Annotated in this window: 16 protein-coding genes; 9 read left to right on the top strand and 7 right to left on the bottom strand. The window is 72.6% G+C overall.

Going from position 1 to position 17363, the window contains the following annotated elements; translation table 11 throughout:
- The first annotated feature begins 159 nt into the window (after positions 1-159).
- Genes AC2YHB_RS12650 through AC2YHB_RS12670 form a run of 5 tightly spaced genes read left to right on the top strand, consistent with a single transcriptional unit; the run spans position 160 to position 6417 of the window.
- Positions 160-1602: a hypothetical protein gene (locus AC2YHB_RS12650; RefSeq protein ID WP_487354039.1), complete on the top strand. Its 1443-nt coding sequence runs from the start codon at positions 160-162 to the stop codon at positions 1600-1602.
- Positions 1599-3131 (top strand): oligosaccharide flippase family protein, encoded by a 1533-nt coding sequence (locus tag AC2YHB_RS12655; RefSeq protein ID WP_179651716.1) that lies wholly within the window; start codon positions 1599-1601, stop codon positions 3129-3131. The genes AC2YHB_RS12650 and AC2YHB_RS12655 overlap by 4 nt, the downstream gene beginning before the upstream one ends.
- Positions 3128-4003, top strand: a complete 876-nt coding sequence (locus tag AC2YHB_RS12660) for a sulfotransferase family protein (RefSeq protein ID WP_036544927.1) — start codon at positions 3128-3130, stop codon at positions 4001-4003. The genes AC2YHB_RS12655 and AC2YHB_RS12660 overlap by 4 nt, the downstream gene beginning before the upstream one ends.
- Complete coding sequence (locus AC2YHB_RS12665) at positions 4000-5244, top strand: class I SAM-dependent methyltransferase (RefSeq protein WP_179651714.1); 1245 nt, start codon at positions 4000-4002, stop codon at positions 5242-5244. The genes AC2YHB_RS12660 and AC2YHB_RS12665 overlap by 4 nt, the downstream gene beginning before the upstream one ends.
- Before the next feature lie 6 nt (positions 5245-5250).
- Complete coding sequence (locus AC2YHB_RS12670) at positions 5251-6417, top strand: hypothetical protein (protein ID WP_179651712.1); 1167 nt, start codon at positions 5251-5253, stop codon at positions 6415-6417.
- A gap of 54 nt (positions 6418-6471) precedes the next feature.
- Here AC2YHB_RS12670 and AC2YHB_RS12675 read toward each other — a convergent pair whose 3' ends face one another.
- From AC2YHB_RS12675 to AC2YHB_RS12690, 4 genes are all read right to left on the bottom strand, one after another.
- Positions 6472-7911: a cellulase family glycosylhydrolase gene (locus AC2YHB_RS12675; RefSeq protein ID WP_179651710.1), complete on the bottom strand. Its 1440-nt coding sequence runs from the start codon at positions 7909-7911 to the stop codon at positions 6472-6474.
- Between the two features lie 122 nt (positions 7912-8033).
- Positions 8034-8954: a glycosyltransferase family 2 protein gene (locus tag AC2YHB_RS12680; protein WP_179651708.1), complete on the bottom strand. Its 921-nt coding sequence runs from the start codon at positions 8952-8954 to the stop codon at positions 8034-8036.
- Complete coding sequence (locus AC2YHB_RS12685) at positions 8951-9682, bottom strand: CDP-alcohol phosphatidyltransferase family protein (protein WP_179651706.1); 732 nt, start codon at positions 9680-9682, stop codon at positions 8951-8953. The genes AC2YHB_RS12680 and AC2YHB_RS12685 overlap by 4 nt, the downstream gene beginning before the upstream one ends.
- Positions 9670-11712 (bottom strand): hypothetical protein, encoded by a 2043-nt coding sequence (locus tag AC2YHB_RS12690; RefSeq protein WP_179651705.1) that lies wholly within the window; start codon positions 11710-11712, stop codon positions 9670-9672. The genes AC2YHB_RS12685 and AC2YHB_RS12690 overlap by 13 nt, the downstream gene beginning before the upstream one ends.
- Positions 11713-11920: 208 nt before the next feature.
- Between AC2YHB_RS12690 and AC2YHB_RS12695 the strand changes: the two genes are divergently transcribed.
- Positions 11921-12760 carry a hypothetical protein gene (locus AC2YHB_RS12695; RefSeq protein ID WP_179651704.1) on the top strand — a complete coding sequence of 280 codons (840 nt, stop codon included), beginning with the start codon at positions 11921-11923 and terminating at the stop codon, positions 12758-12760.
- Positions 12738-13436 carry a helix-turn-helix transcriptional regulator gene (locus tag AC2YHB_RS12700; protein WP_179651703.1) on the top strand — a complete coding sequence of 233 codons (699 nt, stop codon included), beginning with the start codon at positions 12738-12740 and terminating at the stop codon, positions 13434-13436. The genes AC2YHB_RS12695 and AC2YHB_RS12700 overlap by 23 nt, the downstream gene beginning before the upstream one ends.
- Positions 13437-13622: 186 nt before the next feature.
- Here the strand turns inward: AC2YHB_RS12700 and AC2YHB_RS12705 are convergent, their stop codons facing one another.
- Both AC2YHB_RS12705 and AC2YHB_RS12710 read right to left on the bottom strand, forming a co-directional pair.
- Positions 13623-14297, bottom strand: a complete 675-nt coding sequence (locus AC2YHB_RS12705; protein WP_179651702.1) for an HNH endonuclease family protein — start codon at positions 14295-14297, stop codon at positions 13623-13625.
- Positions 14298-14439: 142 nt separating this feature from the next.
- Complete coding sequence (locus tag AC2YHB_RS12710; protein ID WP_179651701.1) at positions 14440-14961, bottom strand: hypothetical protein; 522 nt, start codon at positions 14959-14961, stop codon at positions 14440-14442.
- A 176-nt stretch (positions 14962-15137) separates the two neighbouring features.
- Here AC2YHB_RS12710 and AC2YHB_RS12715 point away from each other — a divergent pair, with 176 nt between their 5' ends.
- Positions 15138-15422, top strand: a complete 285-nt coding sequence (locus tag AC2YHB_RS12715) for an excalibur calcium-binding domain-containing protein (protein WP_179651700.1) — start codon at positions 15138-15140, stop codon at positions 15420-15422.
- 42 nt (positions 15423-15464) lie between these two features.
- On the opposite strand, the gene AC2YHB_RS12720 is transcribed toward AC2YHB_RS12715, so the two are convergent.
- Entirely contained in the window at positions 15465-16109 is a 645-nt protein-coding gene (locus tag AC2YHB_RS12720) for a potassium channel family protein (RefSeq protein WP_218864782.1), read from the bottom strand.
- 59 nt (positions 16110-16168) lie between these two features.
- Here AC2YHB_RS12720 and AC2YHB_RS12725 point away from each other — a divergent pair, with 59 nt between their 5' ends.
- The gene (locus AC2YHB_RS12725) at positions 16169-17062 is read left to right on the top strand and encodes a Dyp-type peroxidase (protein WP_179651698.1); all 894 of its coding nucleotides are present in this window, start codon (positions 16169-16171) and stop codon (positions 17060-17062) included.
- Positions 17063-17363 lie beyond the last annotated feature (301 nt).

Consider the following 17363-nt stretch of genomic DNA (forward strand, 5'->3'; position numbering starts at 1 on the left):
GGACGGCGAGGCGGCCCCCGGCGGCGGGATCGGGCATGACGTCCCACAAATTGGGGGTATCGACGCATCTCGGGTCCGCGGCACCGGGACCTTGCCCATGATGATCCGGTCGTCGGGTGACCGGCCCGGCGCTGGACCGTTCGACGGCGGTGATTCGGTATGGCCAGGATGACCACGGGGCGTCCCTCGGGACGCAGCGTCCGGGTTCTGGTGCTGGCCTCCGCCGTCGGCGTGGTCTGCGCTCTGGGCGCGCTCGCGGGCGGGGCCTGGGCGCTGCTGGCCGACCGGCAGCACGTCGCGACGTCGACGATCATGCTGCACCCGCTGGAGGGCAATGCGTACAGCCCGGGCGGCCGGGGTGACGACCTGGTCAACCTCGAGACCGAGGCGCAGGTGCTGAGGTCGGATGCCGTCGCCCGTGCCGTCCTCGAGCGGCTCGACGCACCCGGGACCGCGGCCGCGCTGCTGTCCAGCGTATCCGTGGCCGTGCCGCCGAACACCCAGCTGCTCGAGATCACGGTGACCGCGGCGGACGAGGCGACGGCAGTGGCGCGCGCAACGGCCTTCGCCGAGGTGTACCTCGAGTTCCGCAGGGCGCGCACGGAGTCGTCCATCTTCGGGAGGACCTCGCGGATCGAGGAGCTCGTCGAGGTCCGTGAGGACGAGCGCAAGGCGGCGCTGGCACGGCTCGCGAAGCTGTCGTCGTCGGCGCCCGAGCGGCGGCTCGTCGAGCAGCAGGTCCAGGAGATCGTGGTCCAGATCGGGTCGCTGCGCGCCCAGCTCGCGACGGCACAGGCGATCGGCCTGGACCCGGGTCAGGTGGTCACCCCGGGGCACGTCGTGGAGCCCGGGCCCCTCGCGAGCCCGGTGGTGATGGCCATGGCCGGTGGCGTGGCCGGCCTCGCCCTCTGCCTGACAGTGGCCGCCGCACGCTCGGGGCGGCGCGCCGCGACGATGATCCGGGACCTCGACGACCTGGCCGACGCCGGGGTCGTCCCGCTCGGGGCCGTCTCCGAGCCGGTCCGCAGCAAGGACGACGTCATCGCCCGGATCAGGTCCGCAGTGCTCCACGGCGGACCCGACCGTCCACTCGTGGTCGCCGTCGCCCCGCTGTCGACGGGTCGCTCGGCGACCTTCGAGCCGTTGGTCGCGTCGTTGACGCGGGCCCGCTACGAAGTGGTGGCCGTCGACCTCGAGAACGAGGCCGATCGTACGGCCCTCGTCGAGCTGGTGCTGGCCCAGGCCGCGGCCAGCGACGTCCTGGTCGAGGTCGCCGAGTTCCGCAGCCGTCTGCAGCCGGTCGAGGCGGAGCACGCGACGTCGGGCTTCGCCGACCTGATGGCCTCGGCGCAGATGCGCACCTGCCTGGAGGAGCTGGCGAAGCGCGCCGACCTGGTCGTCGTCAGCTCGCCCCCGCTGGCCACGCCCGTCGGCCGCGCGATCCTGCACGCGTCCCGCACGGTGGTGATGGAGGTGGCTCCCGGCGAATCGACCCGGGTCGAGCTGGCGGACGTCCAGGCGGAGATCGACCGCCAGGGCGGCGACCTGTGCGGTGCGGTCGCCGTCCGCACCCGGCAGGGCGGGAAGGCAGGGCACGCGTGAACCATCCGGAGCTCGCCGAACGCTCCCACGTCCATCTCCGGGCGGTCGCACGGGGGAGTGCGGGCACGCTGCTGGGTGCGGTGGTCAGCACCGTCGCGGGATTCGCCCTCGTCCTCGTGGTGACGAGGAGTGTCTCCACCGAGACGGCCGGCCGGTTCTTCACGGCGTCCGCGGTGTTCCTGATCGCGCTGGCGGTGTCGGGCCTCGGCACGGACACCGGGCTCGCGCGCTTCGTGCTGCGCACCGGGAGCCGCGGCGCGGTCCGGGCACTGGTGCGGACCGCATCCGTGCCCGTCGTGGTGGTGGCCCTCGCGATCGCTGCGGTCGTGGCGGTGGTCTCGCCCGATGCGCGGTGGCTGGTCTGGGCGCTGCCGCTGGCGGCGCTGTCGGATCTCGCGTTGGCCGTCATCCGGGCCCACGCCCTGTTCCGGGCGACGGTGCTGATCGACCGCGTCGCACGCCCCGCGATCCAGCTGTTGCTGGTGACTCTCGCCGTGGCCACGGCGGGCTCGGGTGCGGCGATCGCAACGGCCTGGGCGGCCGGCTACGCCGCGAGCGCGTTGTTGTCGTTGCGCGCGCTCCGCCGGGTGCTCGCGCGCCCGCCGGTCCCGCTCGACGGCGCAGGCGACGACGTCGCCCCCCGGGTCTTCTGGCGCTTCACCTGGCCCCGTGCGGCGGCGCGCGTCGCACAGATCGCCATCCAGAAGTCCGACATCGTCATCGTGGCCTGGCTGCTCTCGCCGGCCGATGCCGCCCTGTACGCCGTGGCGACGCGCTTCGTGGTGTTCGGCCAGCTGGCCAACCAGGCGGTCTCCACGGTGGTGCAGCCGCGCTTCACGATGATCCTCGCCGGCTCCGGCGAGTCCGGCGCGTCCGACGAGTCCGGCGGGTCCGGCGGGGACCGGGCACTGCTCGACCGGGTGTTCGCCGTCACGACGGGCTGGAGCATCCTCTCGGCCTGGCCGATCTACCTGTGCGTCGCTGCCGCGCCGGCCGGCTACCTGGGCTGGTTCGGAGACGGCTACGACAGCGTCGAGTCCCGCGCGGTCGCCGTCGTCATGTGCTGCGGCATGCTGGCCGCGGTGGCCTCGGGGCCCGTCGACACCCTGCTGCTGATGACCGGTCGCAGCGGGCGCAGCCTCGCGAACACCCTGGTCGCGCTGGCCATCGACGTGGCCCTGTGCCTGGTGCTGGTGCCGCGGGTGGGGATCGCCGGTGCCGCAGTGGCCTGGGTGGTGGCCGTGGTCGTGCGCTGCATCCTGGCGACCGTCCAGCTCCGAGCGGACATCGGCCTCGCCCTCCCGGTCAGGACGCTGCTCGGCGCGGCGGCGCTGCCGGTCGGATGCATTCTCCTGCCGCTCGGGGCACTCCAGTTCGCGTTCGACCTGGCACCGGTGACCTGGCTGCTGTCCTCCGGACTCGTGGGTGCCGGATACCTCGCGGTCGCGTGGCGGCTGCGCGAGCCGCTCGCCATCGACCTCTTCGTCGCCGGGCTGCGAGGGCACGGGAAGCAGGTGGTCACGACATGATCCGGACGATCACCGGCCGGCTGCGCCAGCGCCTGCCCCTGCCGGCGCGCCGCGCGGCCCGCGCCGTGCTCCTGGCCTGGGGCTGGCTGACGGCCGACCTGCGGGAGCGACCGGGACTGGTCGTGGTGGGCGCCCAGCGAGCCGGCACGACCACCCTGTTCCGGCTCCTGAGCGACCACCCGCAGCTGAGCCGGCCGTCGGTGAGCAAGGGAACCGGCTACTTCGACGACGGCTACCGGCACGGCGCCCGGTGGTACCGCGCCCACTTCCCCCTGCGACGACCGGGCAGGTGGCGTCAGATCGCCTTCGAGTGCAGCGGCTACTACCTGTTCCACCCGCTCGCGGCCGAGCGCATCGCGCGCGACCTCCCGGGGTGCCGGGTGGTCGTGCTGGTCCGCGACCCCGTCGCACGCGCGTACTCGGCCCACCGGCACGAGCTGGCGCGTGGCTTCGAGACCCTGTCGTTCAGCGAGGCCGTCGGCAAGGAGCAGGAGCGCACGTCCGGCCTCACCGAGCTGCTCGCGGCCGACCCGACCAGCGTCAGCTACGCCCACCGCCACTTCGCATACCTGCAGCGCGGCGAGTACGCCGCGCAGGTACGACGGTTCGTCGACGCGGTCGGGGCGGACAACGTGTTCGTCGTCGATGCGGACGAGCTGTTCGCGGACCCGGTCGCGGTGTACGTCGGCCTCCAGGAGCGACTCGGGCTGGCGGTCCACCGGCCCGAGCACGTCGGGCGCTGGAACGAGCGTCCGGGCGCGCCGCTCCCAGCCTCCCTGGTCGCGACGCTGCGCGCCCACTTCGATCCGCACGACGCGGAGCTTGCCGAGCTCCTGGGACATCTCCCCAGCTGGCGAAAGGAATCAGCATGACGGCTCTCAACACACCACGAGTCGGGGGTGCGATGCTCAGCGCAGAGACGCGCCATCGTCTGGCTCGCGCCGCCAAGTGGCACCCGGGAAGCCGCCAGGTCCCGGTGTCCCGTCTCCTGCTCGGTGGGCAGAACGGCACGACCGGGCACCAGTTCGCCGCAGCGCTCGGCGACCCGATGTGGCCCTCGCGACCCGTGGTCGACGGCCCGCACGCCGAGGTGCTCGCCCGGGGCTCGGAGCGGACCGACCAGCAGATCCTGTCGTCGTCGTACGGCCGGATGGCGATGACCTGCATCCGGCACACCGGTCGCTACTTCTCGGCGACCGACGAGGCGGGCGTGGTCGAGCAGGCGCGCGAGTTCCTCGCCAGAGCGGCGGGGGAGCAGACCGAGGTCCCGACCGGCGACCACCACTCGCCCCCCGGACTGCCCGTCCTGGTGGTGCCGATCGCCGACTCCGACTGCTTCCAGGTGCTCGACGGGCACCACCGGATCGCGCTCGCGGCCGCTGCCGGGATGACGACGATGCCCGTGCGCGTGCGCCGGGGACGGGTGACGACGCCCCTGCAGGACCTGCTGCGCCGGATGTCCTGGCTGAAGGGTGGCCAGGAGCTCTACCAACCCATCGACGCGCCCGAGCTCGAGGCGCTGTGGCCGACGGTGCGGTGTTGCGCCGATCGCCTCGAGGCGATGGAGACCTTCCTGCGGCACCAGCTGCCCGAGCTCTCCGGCACCTACCTGGACGTCGCGAGCTGCTACGGGTGGTTCGTCCACCAGATGGGGAACCTCGGCTTCGAGGCGGAGGGGATCGAGCAGGACTCGCTCGGTGCGACGGTGGGCCGCCTCGTCTACGGGCAGGACCCCGACCGGATCCGGATCGGCGACGCGGCCTGGATCCTGCGGGGCACCCAGGAGCGCTGGGACGTCGTGTCCTGCTTCAGCCTGCTGCACCACTTCGTCCTCGGCCGTGGGAGCTGCGAGCCCGCGGAGCTGGTGCGCCTGCTGGACCGGGCGACCGGGCGCGTGCTGTTCCTCGACACCGGGCAGGAGCACGAGAAGTGGTTCCGGACCTCGCTCCGGGGCTGGAACCCCGAGCACATCCGCAACTTCCTGCTGGAGAACTCGACCTTCGACGCGGTGCTCGACCTCGGCCCGGACCGCGACGCGGTCGGTCCGTACGCCGAGAACTACGGCCGGCACCTGTTCGCGTGCGTGCGCGACGACGGCGCGGGAGCCGGGTGACCTGCCGTGGAGCTCCTCGAGACAGCCGCCGAGCTGTGGCCGGGGGCGGAGGTGGTCCCCGCCGGACGGACCGGTGACGACCGCCCGGTCCGGGCCCGCTACGCCGTGATCAGCAGGTCACAGGTGCCCACGGTCCTGGTGCCGGTCGAGACGTCCGTCGCAGCGGGCGCCTCGCTGCGACGGTTCAGCACCGCGTCGACCTGGTGGGAGTCGGCGTCACGTGCGGCTGCGGGTGCCGCGGTCCGCTCGGCGCCGGCGTTGCTGCGGAACCGTGTGGAGATCCGCGGTGGTGACGACAGCCTGGCCCAGCACCTCGCGGAGGTGCTGGGCACGGAGGTCACCTTCAGCATCAGCATCGGCACGGCGCGGGTGAACCGGAAGCCCGTGCTGCAGGTCTTCGACACGTCCGGAGCGTGCCGGGCGTTCGTGAAGGTCGGTTGGTCCGACAGCACCGTGACCGACGTCGTCGCCGAGGGCGAGGCGCTGGCCCGCGTCGGCGAGCACGAGTTCCGTCACGTGGTCCCACCGGCGTTGCTGGCACGCACCTTCTGGCGCGGGCGCCCCATCCTCACGACCGGTCCGCTCGAGCCGTCGGCCTGGTCCCGACGCCGTCGCGCGTGGGATCCCCCGGAGCGCGCGATGTCCGAGCTCGACGAGCACTTCGCGCTCGACGAGGTCGAGCTGGCCGCCTCCCCGTGGTGGTCCAGCCGCTGGGAGGCGGCAGGCTCGATCGGCGACCCGGTGACGCGCGGCCGGCTGGAACAGGCCATGGAGGTCGTCGAGGCGATGGCCGGGGAGCGGTTGGTCCGGTTCGGTGCGTGGCACGGGGACTGGACGCCGTGGAACATGGCGTTCGCCGGGGAGCGGGTGCTGCTCTGGGACTGGGAGCGCTTCGAGGTGGGCGTGCCGTCCGGCCTGGACCCGCTCCACTACCGGGTGAACGTGATGAACTCCGGCACGCCCGCGTCGGCGGAGGGCATCCTGTGGGCGCTCACCCTGGCGGCGTACCCGGACCGCAGCCTCGGCGGTGAGCCGCACATCCGGGCCCTGCTGTACCTCGTCGAGATCCTCTGCCGCTACCTCCGGCTGAGCGAGGTGCCCGAGGGCGAGCACATCTCCGAGCGGGCGCAGCACACCCTGGTCGCCCTCGAACGCCTGGCGGGCCTGGCCTGATCGCGGTGTCGTCCGCGACCGGCGCAGGCCCGCCAGGGCTCGTCGGGTGAGTCGTCAGTCGAGCCGCGTGGTCTCGGCGAGCGCGTTCGCGAACGACGTCCGCTTCGTGGTCGTGCTCAGGCTCCAGTTCGCGACGCTGTTCAGCGTGGTGTCGAAGTAGCTGTACGCGACGCCGCCGTAGGCCTCCATCCGCTGGACGCTGTCGACGATCTCCGACGGACGCGCGGCTGCCGCGGCATCGGTCACGCCGGTCTCACCGAGCGCCCAGTCGACCCCGACGGTCTTCGCCCAGCTCGAGATCTTGCTGTAGTAGTCGTCGAAGCTGGTCCACTTGGTGGTCGTCGTGCCGTTCTTCACCACGCCGTACTGCTGGTAGATGTCGAATCCTGCGACATCGATCTTCACGCCGCGCGGCCAGATCTCCGACAGGCGGTACTCCGCAGCCCCGTAGAACTGGTTCCAGCCGGTCATCACGACGGTGAAGGCGACGTTCGGGGCCGTCGAGCGGACGAGGGGCGCGAGGTGCTCCTGCATCCGACGCCAGGCCTGGATGTCACCGTCGCCCTCGGGCTCGTGGTGGAAGGCGACCCACACCGGGCCGTCGAGCGCTGAGAGGCGGACAGCGATGTCCTTCGCCCACGCGTCGCCGCGCCCGGCGGCCATGTCCTCCCACGAGTAGGGCAGCTTGAAGCTGATCCACGGCAGCCGACCGGCCGCGAGGTCGGTACGGGCCGTCGACACGGCCTTGTCGACTCCGGAGGCCGTGAAGTAGGTACGCCGGACGGCGAGCTTGCGACCGAGGGTCTTCTCCAGCGCGGACGGGTCGGTGTTCGACCCGTGCGCGGCGCCGACGTACACCCCGCAGGCCGGGATGCCTCGCGCGGAATGGCCGCACTCACCCGGCACGGAGGGCTCCGTCGCGGGCGGCGTGACCGTCCCGCTGGTGACCGGGCGGAGCACCCGCACGTCATCGACGAGGACGCGGTCGCCCGTGCGCAGCTTGGGGGAGCGGACCCGCACCCGGAGGGTCGAGTCGCTCGTCAACGTCGTGACGGCGAGGGTGACGCGCCGCCAGACCTTGGGGCCGGCGATGACCCGGAGCACCCGGGACTGGACCACCTTCCCGGCGGCGACCTCCTGGACCACGAGCGCCACCACGCGGCGGGACGAGGCGCGTGCCCACCCCTCGACCGTGTAGCGGGCACCCCGGGGATGCGCGCCCACCGACCGGTTGGCCTGGGTGGCGGCGGGGCCGGTGCGGGTGGCGCGCAGGACCATGGCCCGGCTCTGGTTCCTGCCGGCACCGGCGCGCGACAGCGCGACGCGGCTGTCGGCGACCTTGCCGAAGCCGGACAGGCTGCTCTCGAACGTGCTGGTGTGGATCGCGGTCGTCTCGGCGGAGCGCGCCGTGGGCACGACGGTCAACACTCCTGCGATCACTGCGAGCAGCCCGGCCACGAGCCATGCTCCTCGATTGGCGTACGTCAACGCCATCAACCCCTCCCGTTGTCGGAACACCCGTGCGGTGTGCCGCTGCGTGGTACGGCAGGGATTCCATCGGCAGGAACCGGCCCGGAACGAATCGTGTCCCCCAAAATGGGGGACGGGGAGTGCGGTCAGATGCCGCGGCCGCGGCGGTGCGCGGCGGCCAGGAGGCGCTCCGCGCTGACCAGCCGCAGGGCGACGAGAGCCGCGAGATAGGCCCTCGGCTCGCGGGCCGAGGCGCGGGCCGACCGCACGGCGCACGGGAGGGCTCGCCGGTCGTGCAGGGCCGCGAGGGCGAAGGCCTTGCGGCCGAGGAGCCGGGCCAGGGCCCGGGGGTCCTCGTGGAAGACCTGGTGCTTGGCCAGGCCGTAGTCGATGGCCGCCGCGATGGTCGCCCAGTTGCGCGAGAACTGCGACCCGCCCCATCGCACGCGCACCAGCGGCGCGGTGACCAGGTGGAAGCCCCCGGCCAGCGCTGCGCGGATCATCCAGTCGAAGTCCTCGCCGTAGCTCCCGGGGATGTCCTCGTCCACCAGCCCGATGCTCGACAACAGTGCCGTGCGACGTACGACGACCGACGAGGGGTGGGCCTCCATGACCCGGTTGCGGACCAGGTTGCGCAGCTCGAGCGCCTCCGGAGCCGGGACCCGCACGTGCCGGCTGCCCTGGTAGACGATCTCGACCCCGCTCACGCAGGTCGGCGGGCCGCCGGTGACGAGGAGCGCCACCTGGCGCTCCAGCTTGTCGGGCAGCCACAGGTCGTCGTCGTCGCAGAAGGCGACCAGCTCGCCTGCCCCCGCGAGGATGCCGGTGTTGCGGGCGCCGGCCAGGCCCCGCCGCCGCCGGTTCGCCAGCACCTCGACCGAGCGCAGGTCGCCCCGGACTTCGAGCGACTCGTCCGGTGTCGAGCCGTCGAAGACCACCAGGCACCGGATCCGTCCCTCGTAGGTCTGGTCGAGGACCGCCGCGATCGCCTCCCGGACCAGCTGCGGCCGGTCATGGGTGGCGATCACGACGTCGACGTCGGGAAGGACGGCCGGCTGCTCGGTCATACTGCCTCCTCCGGTCGGCGCGAGGCAGCGGCGTCCAGGCGCCCCGCGATCCGCCACGAGCGGCGCAGGTTCACCGCCGTCGCCAGGCCGTAGAAGGCCGCCGCCCCCACCAGGCCGGTGGCCGCCGCCGAGGGGCCGGCCAGCGGGAGGAGGCCGAGCGCGAGCGTCTCTGCCTCGACCGACCAGGGGACCGGTCGCATCCGGGTCCGGTGGCACAGGCGCAGCCACCAGCCCAGGACGGGCGTCGTCGACGCCGGGGGGAACGCGGCACTGCCGGTGCCCTCGCCGGCGGCCGCGGCCAGCTGCTTGCGGTGGGCGAGCGACCAGCCGTAGGTGCCCAGCGCGCCCAGGAGCAGCAGCGCGGGCGCCGGGTGGACGTGGTCGGTGCGCAGGGCCCACCAGACCAGCGCGACGTACGCCGCCGTCACGGTCACGACGTCCGTCGCGACGTCGAGGAAGGCACCGCGCTGCGAGGTGGACGCCTGGGCGCGGGCGACCTTCCCGTCCAGGCAGTCGGCGAGGAAGCGGAGCAGGAAGAGCGCACCGCCCAAGCGCAGCAGGCCGACGGCCAGGCAGGCCGCGGCGGCGAGGCCGAGGGCGCCCGCCACCGCGGTGATCCGGTTGGGGGTGATCCGCTGTCGCGGAGCGAGGATGCGGGCGAGCGGATCAGCGATCGGGTCGATCGCGACGCGGGTCCAGATGTCGCGCGTGGGGCTCACCGCTGCCATCGCGACCTCCGGGGACGATGTCCGGCCACGGCCGTCAGGCCGACGCCGAGCAGGCCGCCGAGGCCACCGCCGGTCGTGACGGGCACGGACCGGTCGTCTGCGACGCGGTGCACGTCGCTGACCCGGATGATGCGACCGACCTCGGGGTGGTGGGTGGTGAGGTGGTCGATCGCCGCGCGCAGGTAGTCGCGCGAGGTGCTCCAGGCCGGATCGAGGGGGTCGGTCGCGGCGAGGTTCGTCGCCAGTCGCGCGGCCAGGTCGTCACGGCGCGCGTCGAGGAATCGCTGGCGCTCGGCGAGGTACTCCTCGGCCACGGCCAGTGCCGCGGTCGAGGGGTCGCGCGGCGCCGAGGTCGTCATCGTCACCTCGATCACGGTGGACAGCGGCGGTGCGGCGAGCGTCATGCCGCGGCGGAGCTCGCGGGGGGTGAGGTCCGAGCGGTTGCCCGCCCGGGTGAGCGCGCGCTCGGAGAACAGCAGGGCGGCCTCCGTGTCCACGCTGCTGGTGGTCGTCACGTCGGCGATCGCATCGACCTCCGGGCCGCTCGTGTCCGCTCCGACGTCCAGGTACGTCGGTGCCGTGGTCAGCGCGATGGTCACGGTGCTCGCGAGGCGGTCCCCGGGGGAGAGGTCGACCAGGGCGACGACCGCGCCGAGGAGTGCGCTCCCGGCGACGATGGCGACGGCGGGCCCGCTGGGGAGGTGGAGGCGGGCACCCTCCTCGCGCTCGCGCCACGCCAGGCCGACGGCGGCCATCACGAGCATCATGGGCAGCCCGAGCGTGTCGTACACGGTCAGCTGCAGGAGGAAGATCCCGACCACGAAGGTCGCGACGGTGGCGTTCAGGGTCTGGCACCGCACGGTCCGGGCGAGGGCCAGCACGAAGAAGGTGAGGAAGAAGGCGGCACCGATCCAGCCCTGGGAGAACAGGACGAGCCACAGCTGGCCCTGGGTCCCCAGCGGAGGGACGCCGCAGGCCGCGCAGTCGGCGGTGGCACCGCCGGCGATCGAGGTGAACGTGCCGGCGGCGTCCCGTGTGCTGCCGTAGCCCACCGCCGGCGATCCCTCGCTCATCGAGGCGATGGTCGCCACGATCAGCTGGGAGCGCCGGTCGTTGCTGTGGGGGTGGTCGAGCCGGGAGAACACCGTCTCGCCGAGCGGTGTGGACGTGATCGCCACCCCGAGGAAGACCAGCACCCCGACCAGCCCCGCGAGGGCGAGGGTGTGGCGCCGGAGCGCGGCGAGGGCGAGGACGCCGGCAGCGGCGGCGATCAGGGCGAGCCACAGCCCGCGGTTGAGGCTGAGCACCACCGGCACGACCGCGACCGCGAGCACGGCCACGACCGCGGGGTGCCAACGGCGCTGGACCCTCGCCGCCGCGGCGAGGAAGTAGACCAGGGACAGGGCCATCACGCTGCCCCAGGTGTTGGTGTAGGGGAACGGAGCCTTGGGGCGGGCGCCCTCGTCGCCGAGCACCTTCTGGACGTCCGCGAACTCGGCCGACACGAGGGTGCGCACGAACTCGTTGCTGCGCAGCCCACCCGGCAGCACCCGCTCGGCGAGGGTCGTGACCGCCAGGTCGGGCAGCAGCACACCGATCAGGCCGCCCACGACCGCGACGACGAAGACCGACCCGAACACACGGTGCAGCAACCGGTCCGGCACGAAGCGGGCGGGCGTGTTGCCGATCCACAGCAGCATGACCGTGCAGGCGACGTACCAGAGGAGACGGAAGCCGAAGACCAGGATGCGGGTGCCCCCGCCGGCGTCGGCCGTGCCCGGCGCCGTCGCCCACAGGGTCCCGACGCCGATGACGACCCAGACCAGGAAGAGCAGCCACCAGCCGAAGTGCCGGGGGACCCGCAGGCCGCGCCGGGTCCACAGGTCCCAGGCCATCGGGACGGTGACGAGCAGGGGCACGGCCGAGGCGAGCCCGAGGACCCACCACACGGGCAGGCCCACGATTCCGACGACGAAGGCGCGCCGAGCGGCCCTCGTGGCCGGAGGTTCGGTCCCAGGCACCTCCGCCATGGAGCAAGGGAACCCTGCGGAGCGCGGACGACGACTCACCAATTTTGGGTGACTATCGCCGCCGACCGGTTCGCGGCCGCCCCGTCGGCCTACGGTCGGAGGAGTCCGGGCCGAACGCGTGGGAGGGAGACTGCGAGGATGCCCACCGTCTCAGGAGCCCGAGCGCGCACGGAGCCCAGCCCGCTCGTGTCGAGAGGCCGGTGAGCCCATGGGCATCCGGGGTGTGGTGCTCGCCGCTCCGGTCCTCCTGCTCGCCAGCGCCTGCGGCGCGCCGGGTGGGTCTCCGGGCGGGTCTGCGGGCGAGACGCCGGCCGTGCTGTCCGGCGACCAGGACGACGTGGCGCTCGACGGCTACGACGTCGCGTTCGACTTCGACGCACCGGTGGTGCCCGGCGACGTCGTACCCCGGGTGAGGAGCGTGGGGACCGCCCGGGTGCACACGACCGTCGTGACGGCCCGCGGGGGCGAGCTGACCTGGACCCACGACCGGGGCCAGGGGTGGGCGGTGCGGACGCCGGCCGCTCGACCCGAGGGAGCCGTCGAGGCCGCCGCGATCGTCGTCTGGCCGGACCCTGCGGACGCCGACGCCCTCCAGCCGGGCTCGCGGCCCGTCGTACTCCAGGTCGACTTCCGGGCGGACGCACCCGCGCCGTCACGTCCCGGCGACGACGGCGACAACCTCGTCCAGTGGGGCCGGTACGGCGACCGGGCACAGCTCAAGCTGCAGCTCGACCACGGCACGCCGTCCTGTCGGGTCGCCGGCATCGGCGGCGTCGTGCTGGTCGCGTCGAAGCAGGCGGTGACGTCGGACCGGTGGTACCGGCTCTCCTGCTCGGTCACCAAGGGCGAGGTCACGATGCGGCTGACCGACCTCGACGCCGGGGGAGAGCCGCTGGAGTGGGTCAGGCACGCCGACCCGGGTGAGCTCCGCTTCGGCCGCGTGCCGCTCTCGATCGCCGCGAAGGTCGCGGCGAGCGGCGAGCTCGACCGCAACTCGGTGGACCAGTTCAGTGGGACGATCGATCGTGTCGTCGTCGACATTCGGTGATGCGACCGCACGCCGGGTCGTGCTGGTGTCCGACCGGAGACTGGTCGGCCAGGCGATCGCTGCGGCGCTGAAGGCGCAGGGCTTCCTCCCCGCCGTCCTCGAGTGGCCGGAGCGACGACGGATGATGGTCTACCGGAGACAGCTCGACTTCACCGGTGCCCGGGTCGGGCTGGTCATGTGCGACCTGCGCACCCCTGACCTCCTGCGCGACGTCGAGCTCCTCGTGTCGTGGCGGCCGGTGCGCTGGCTCGTCCTCACCGACAGTCCCGTGGGAGCCCGTTGGGGGACGGTGCTGTCGGCGGGCGCGGTGGGGGTGTTGCCGACGAGCACCACCACGGCGGGGCTGAACGTCGCCCTCCGCGAGACCCTCGCCGGCCGCTCGCCCACCCCCGACTCCGTGCGGACCCGGGCCGTCCGGGCGTGGGAGAACGTCGCCGACGAGCAGCGCGACCTGATCCGCCGCATGGAGCTGCTGACCCATCGGGAGTACGAGGTGCTCGGCTTCCTGTACGACGGCATCGGGGTCAAGGCCATCGCGGAGGCGTCGGGGGTGGCGGAGGCGACGGTGCGCAGCCAGGTGAAGTCGCTGCGCCGCAAGCTCGGAGCGGAGTCGCAGCTGGCGGCCGTCGCCATGTACCGCAGGTCGCTCGACGTCTTCCCGAGGTCACGGTCGTGACCTGATCGCGACCCGGCTCCGGTTTCCTGAAGATCTGCGGAATTTCGCGCCCGGACCCGCGCGGAACCACTACCGTCAGCGTCGGTTCCCCAACCACATGCGCCCGACGAACCCCACAACCGCCGGGCGCGAGGACGCTCCGCCCTGCCGTCCAGCAGGGCGGAGCGTTCTGTGTCCGGGGCGGGCTCAGGCGGTGGTGACCGTGATCGTGTTGGAGCAGCTGGCGGCGTAGCTGTTGAGCACGCTCTTCTCGGCGGAGTCGGCACTCAGTCCCCAGCGGATCTTCACCGCCACCCACTCGGCGACGTAGCGGCACTTGTCGTAGGTCGGCAGCCACGTCGAGGGATCCTGGTCGCCCTTGGACTGGTTGACGTTGTCGGTGACGCCGACGAGCGTGCGGTAGTCGCCGAGGTCGTTGGCGTACGCCTGCCGGCGCGAGGTCGTCCAGCTGCGTGCACCGGACCCCCACGCCTCGGCCAACGGGACCATGTGGTCGATGTCGATGTCGGCGGCACTCGTCCACGTCGCTCGGTCGTAGTAGGAGAACCACCGACCGCTGGCGACCGTGCACTTGCTCGACGAGGTGTAGGTGACGGCGGCGTCGGCCTCGCTGATGAGGACCTCGGCGCGGGTGTTCTGGCAGTCGCCGTTGGCGTCGACCCAGTGCGGGAACAGGGCCCGGTCGTAGCCGGAGTTGCTCTCCGCCGCCGTCGGGATCTGCGCGATGCCCTGGGCGATCGTGCCGGAGAAGGTGGTGGCGGCCTGGGCCGGTGCGGGCTGCAGGCCGAGGACGACGACCAGCAGCGCGCTGGCGGCCAGGGCGAGCCGGGTGACGGGGGAGAGGATCCGAGAGCGCGACATGGGGAGGCTCCTGCGGTGGGGCCGGGCCCGTTGCCCGGCGGTCTGGTGTCCTGTCTAACCGGATCCGCGGGCGGGCGACAGTGATACATGGGGTCGTGCCGCCACATTTCACGGGACCGTCACGGGGCGAGCCGGTGGGGGATCAGTCGCCGCAGCGACCGCACTCCTCCGCGACGAACCAGCGCGCCATCACCTGCTGGTGCGTGGCCGGGCCCGGCTCGAGCTCGGCCGCCCGCATCGCGACGAGGACGAAGAACCCACTCGTGCCGAGGATCGCGCTGACGCCGTACGACGACAGCAGGGCCGCGATCGCGCGGTCGAGCTCGCCTCCCGCCAGCTCCTCGGGCAGCTCCATCAGGTGCAGGCAACAGACCAGCTGACGCGCCAGGCCGGCCGGGACGCCGTACTCGCCTGCCTCGTCGGCCAGGGCCGTCAGCTCGAACGCACGCCCGCGCCGTCCGGCCAGCCGGCCCAGCTCGCAACAGCCGTGTCCCACCCACCGCAGGAGCTGCCGCACGAACGGCGCCGTGTCGCCGGTGCGTACCTCGTCCAGCACAGCGGCGACGGCCGGGTCGCTCATCACGTAGTCGGCACAGCCGTGCGCAGCCAGCAGCCGGCGGGCGAGCCGGTCGAGCTCGAGCCCCGTGACGTCCTGCGGCTCCATGCTCCTTGACTGTCCCAGCGGAGGGCGATCCTGTCCGGAAAACCCGGCCAATCAGCGACCCTCGGATGAGAGGGACGGTCCCTCGATGGTCCGTCCGGGTGGGTGCACACGGGACGTTCGGACGAACCCTCACCATTTCGCTGCGGCGGCTGGGCCGGGCCCCCTAGCCTCCCGGCATGATCTCCCGACGCATCGTCTCGGCCGTCGCCGCCACCGCCCTCGCCCTCCCCGTCGTCGCGCTCTCCGCGCCGCAGGCCGACGCTGCCGGCCTCACCTACTCCAGCTGCGCCAAGCTCACCCGCGTCTACCCGCACGGCGTCGCCAAGAGCGCGACGGCGGCGGCCAAGCAGGTCCGCCAGGGCTACGGCCGCCCCTCGACGACGGCCCGGGCCAAGAGGGTCTACTCGGCCAACTACAGGAACCTCGACCGCGACCGCGACGGCACCGCCTGCGAGCGCTGACCTCTTCCCACGGCGCGAACTGCCGGGACGGGGTCCCGGCCCCTACGCCTCGCGCTCGACGTTGGCGACCAGCCATGCCGCCACGGCTGCGGTGACCGAGCCGACGACGGCGATGCCCACGACCATGAGCGCCACGGCGATCAGCCGTCCTTCCGTGGTCACGGGGAAGCGGTCGCCGTAGCCGACCGTCGTGACGGTGGTGGTCGCCCACCAGAGCGCGTCGCCGATGCTCGTGATGTTGGCGTCCGGAGCGTCCCGCTCGGCGTCCAGCACGGCGATCGCCCCGAGGGCACATGCTGCGAGTGCGGTGCCGATGACGTACGTCGTGACGCGCCCGGCCAGGTTGCGGGTGAAGGTCCGGTTGAGGATCCGTGCGAACGCCAAGGCGCGCAGTAGGCGAAGCGGGCGGAGCATCGGGAGCGCGATCAGTGCGACGTCGTACCAGTGCCGGCGGGCGTAGGAGGCACGATGCTTGGCCAGGGCGACCCGGATGCCGAAGTCGATGGCGAAGGCTGCCCAGACCGTCCAGGAGACGGCCGTCAGGGTCGTCTCCAGGTCGGGCTCGAGCCGCGGGTCGAGGATCGGCCATGCGTAGGCGACCAGGAAGGCCACCGCGAGCAGGAGCAGCGGCACCTCGCTGTGTCGCTCCCATGCCCGGACCCGGTCGTCGTGCGTCTCGTCGGTCACGACCGGGAGCCTAGGATCATGGCGACCGGCGGTCCGGACAACGACCACAAGGAGCGCACATGGGTGTCCCCCAGAACGGGATCTTCGCCTTCGGCACGTCCGCCCACGGCTACTTCGAGCTGGACCTCGCGCCCGGAGCCGTCGCGGCGGACGTGGTCGCTGCCGTCGCCGACCACCTGCTGAGCGAGACCTCGATGCAGGCGGTCAACCTCGTGGCGGGGTTCCGGCCCGAGCTGTGGGCCACGGTGGCGCCCGGCCGGATGCCCGCCGAGGTCACCGGCTTCACCGAGCCGGTCGTCGGCCCCGACGGCTTCACCCTGCCCGCCACCCAGCACGACATCGGGGTGTGGATCTCAGGACCGGCGCCGGACGCGGTCTTCGACGGCGGCGTCGAGATCGTCACCGCACTCGCCGGCAAGGCCGTGCTGGTCGCCGAGACGATGGGCTGGTCCTACCACCGCGACTACGACCTGACCGGCTTCATCGACGGCACCGAGAACCCCAAGCAGTCCGAGGCCCCGAGCCGCGTCCTGGTCGCGCCGGGGGAGCCCGGCGCCGGCGGGTCCGTCCTGCTGCTGCAGCAGTGGGCCCACGAGACGGCCGACTGGATGAGCCTCGGCGTCACCGACCAGGAGGCCGTGATCGGACGCACGAAGGCCGACAGCGTCGAGCTCGACGACCGCCCCGCGACGTCCCACGCGGCGAGGACCGACCAGGACGAGTACGGCACGATCCTGCGCCGCAACACGGCGTACGGCACCGTGCTCGACCACGGCACGATGTTCGTCGGCTTCAGCGCCACCCGGTCCACCCTGCACGCGATGCTGCGCAGCATGGCCGGTCTGGACGGGCCGCGGGACGCACTGACCCGCTACACCCGTCCACTGACCGGCGCCTACTACTTCGTGCCGTCCGTGGATGACCTCGGTGTGGTCGCCACACCCGATCGGTGACCGTGTGGACGTCATGCGGACCGAGCGCCATCGCGGCCGGTTCGTATGACGTCAGAGGGGCGGGTCGAGGTGGGCCGCCGGAGAACGAAGAAGCCCCGACCCTGCGTGTCCGCAGGTCGGGGCTGTTCGTAGTGCTGGTGGGCGATACTGGGTTTGAATCTTGTTTCACGGGATGCGGCGATACTGGACATTAGTGGACAAAACGCCCCTGACCTGCGGAAACAGGATCCAGTATCGCTTTTGCATCTGGACAGAAATGCACGGGTTTTGCCATCCTTGTTGCACGTTGTTGCACGAAAAT

The organism is Nocardioides sp. SRI_004, from assembly GCF_057586415.1.

Bases quoted from the DNA above. Each gene is read 5' to 3' on its own strand.
- AC2YHB_RS12725 (WP_179651698.1), top strand. From the start codon at position 16,169: ATGGGTGTCCCCCAGAACGGGATCTTCGCCTTCGGCACGTCCGCCCAC.
- AC2YHB_RS12715 (WP_179651700.1), top strand. From the start codon at position 15,138: ATGATCTCCCGACGCATCGTCTCGGCCGTCGCCGCCACCGCCCTCGCC.
- AC2YHB_RS12695 (WP_179651704.1), top strand. From the start codon at position 11,921: ATGGGCATCCGGGGTGTGGTGCTCGCCGCTCCGGTCCTCCTGCTCGCC.
- AC2YHB_RS12685 (WP_179651706.1), bottom strand. From the start codon at position 9,682: ATGGCAGCGGTGAGCCCCACGCGCGACATCTGGACCCGCGTCGCGATC.
- AC2YHB_RS12665 (WP_179651714.1), top strand. From the start codon at position 4,000: ATGACGGCTCTCAACACACCACGAGTCGGGGGTGCGATGCTCAGCGCA.
- AC2YHB_RS12710 (WP_179651701.1), bottom strand. From the start codon at position 14,961: ATGGAGCCGCAGGACGTCACGGGGCTCGAGCTCGACCGGCTCGCCCGC.
- AC2YHB_RS12705 (WP_179651702.1), bottom strand. From the start codon at position 14,297: ATGTCGCGCTCTCGGATCCTCTCCCCCGTCACCCGGCTCGCCCTGGCC.
- AC2YHB_RS12660 (WP_036544927.1), top strand. From the start codon at position 3,128: ATGATCCGGACGATCACCGGCCGGCTGCGCCAGCGCCTGCCCCTGCCG.
- AC2YHB_RS12675 (WP_179651710.1), bottom strand. From the start codon at position 7,911: ATGGCGTTGACGTACGCCAATCGAGGAGCATGGCTCGTGGCCGGGCTG.
- AC2YHB_RS12690 (WP_179651705.1), bottom strand. From the start codon at position 11,712: ATGGCGGAGGTGCCTGGGACCGAACCTCCGGCCACGAGGGCCGCTCGG.
- AC2YHB_RS12680 (WP_179651708.1), bottom strand. From the start codon at position 8,954: ATGACCGAGCAGCCGGCCGTCCTTCCCGACGTCGACGTCGTGATCGCC.
- AC2YHB_RS12650 (WP_487354039.1), top strand. From the start codon at position 160: ATGGCCAGGATGACCACGGGGCGTCCCTCGGGACGCAGCGTCCGGGTT.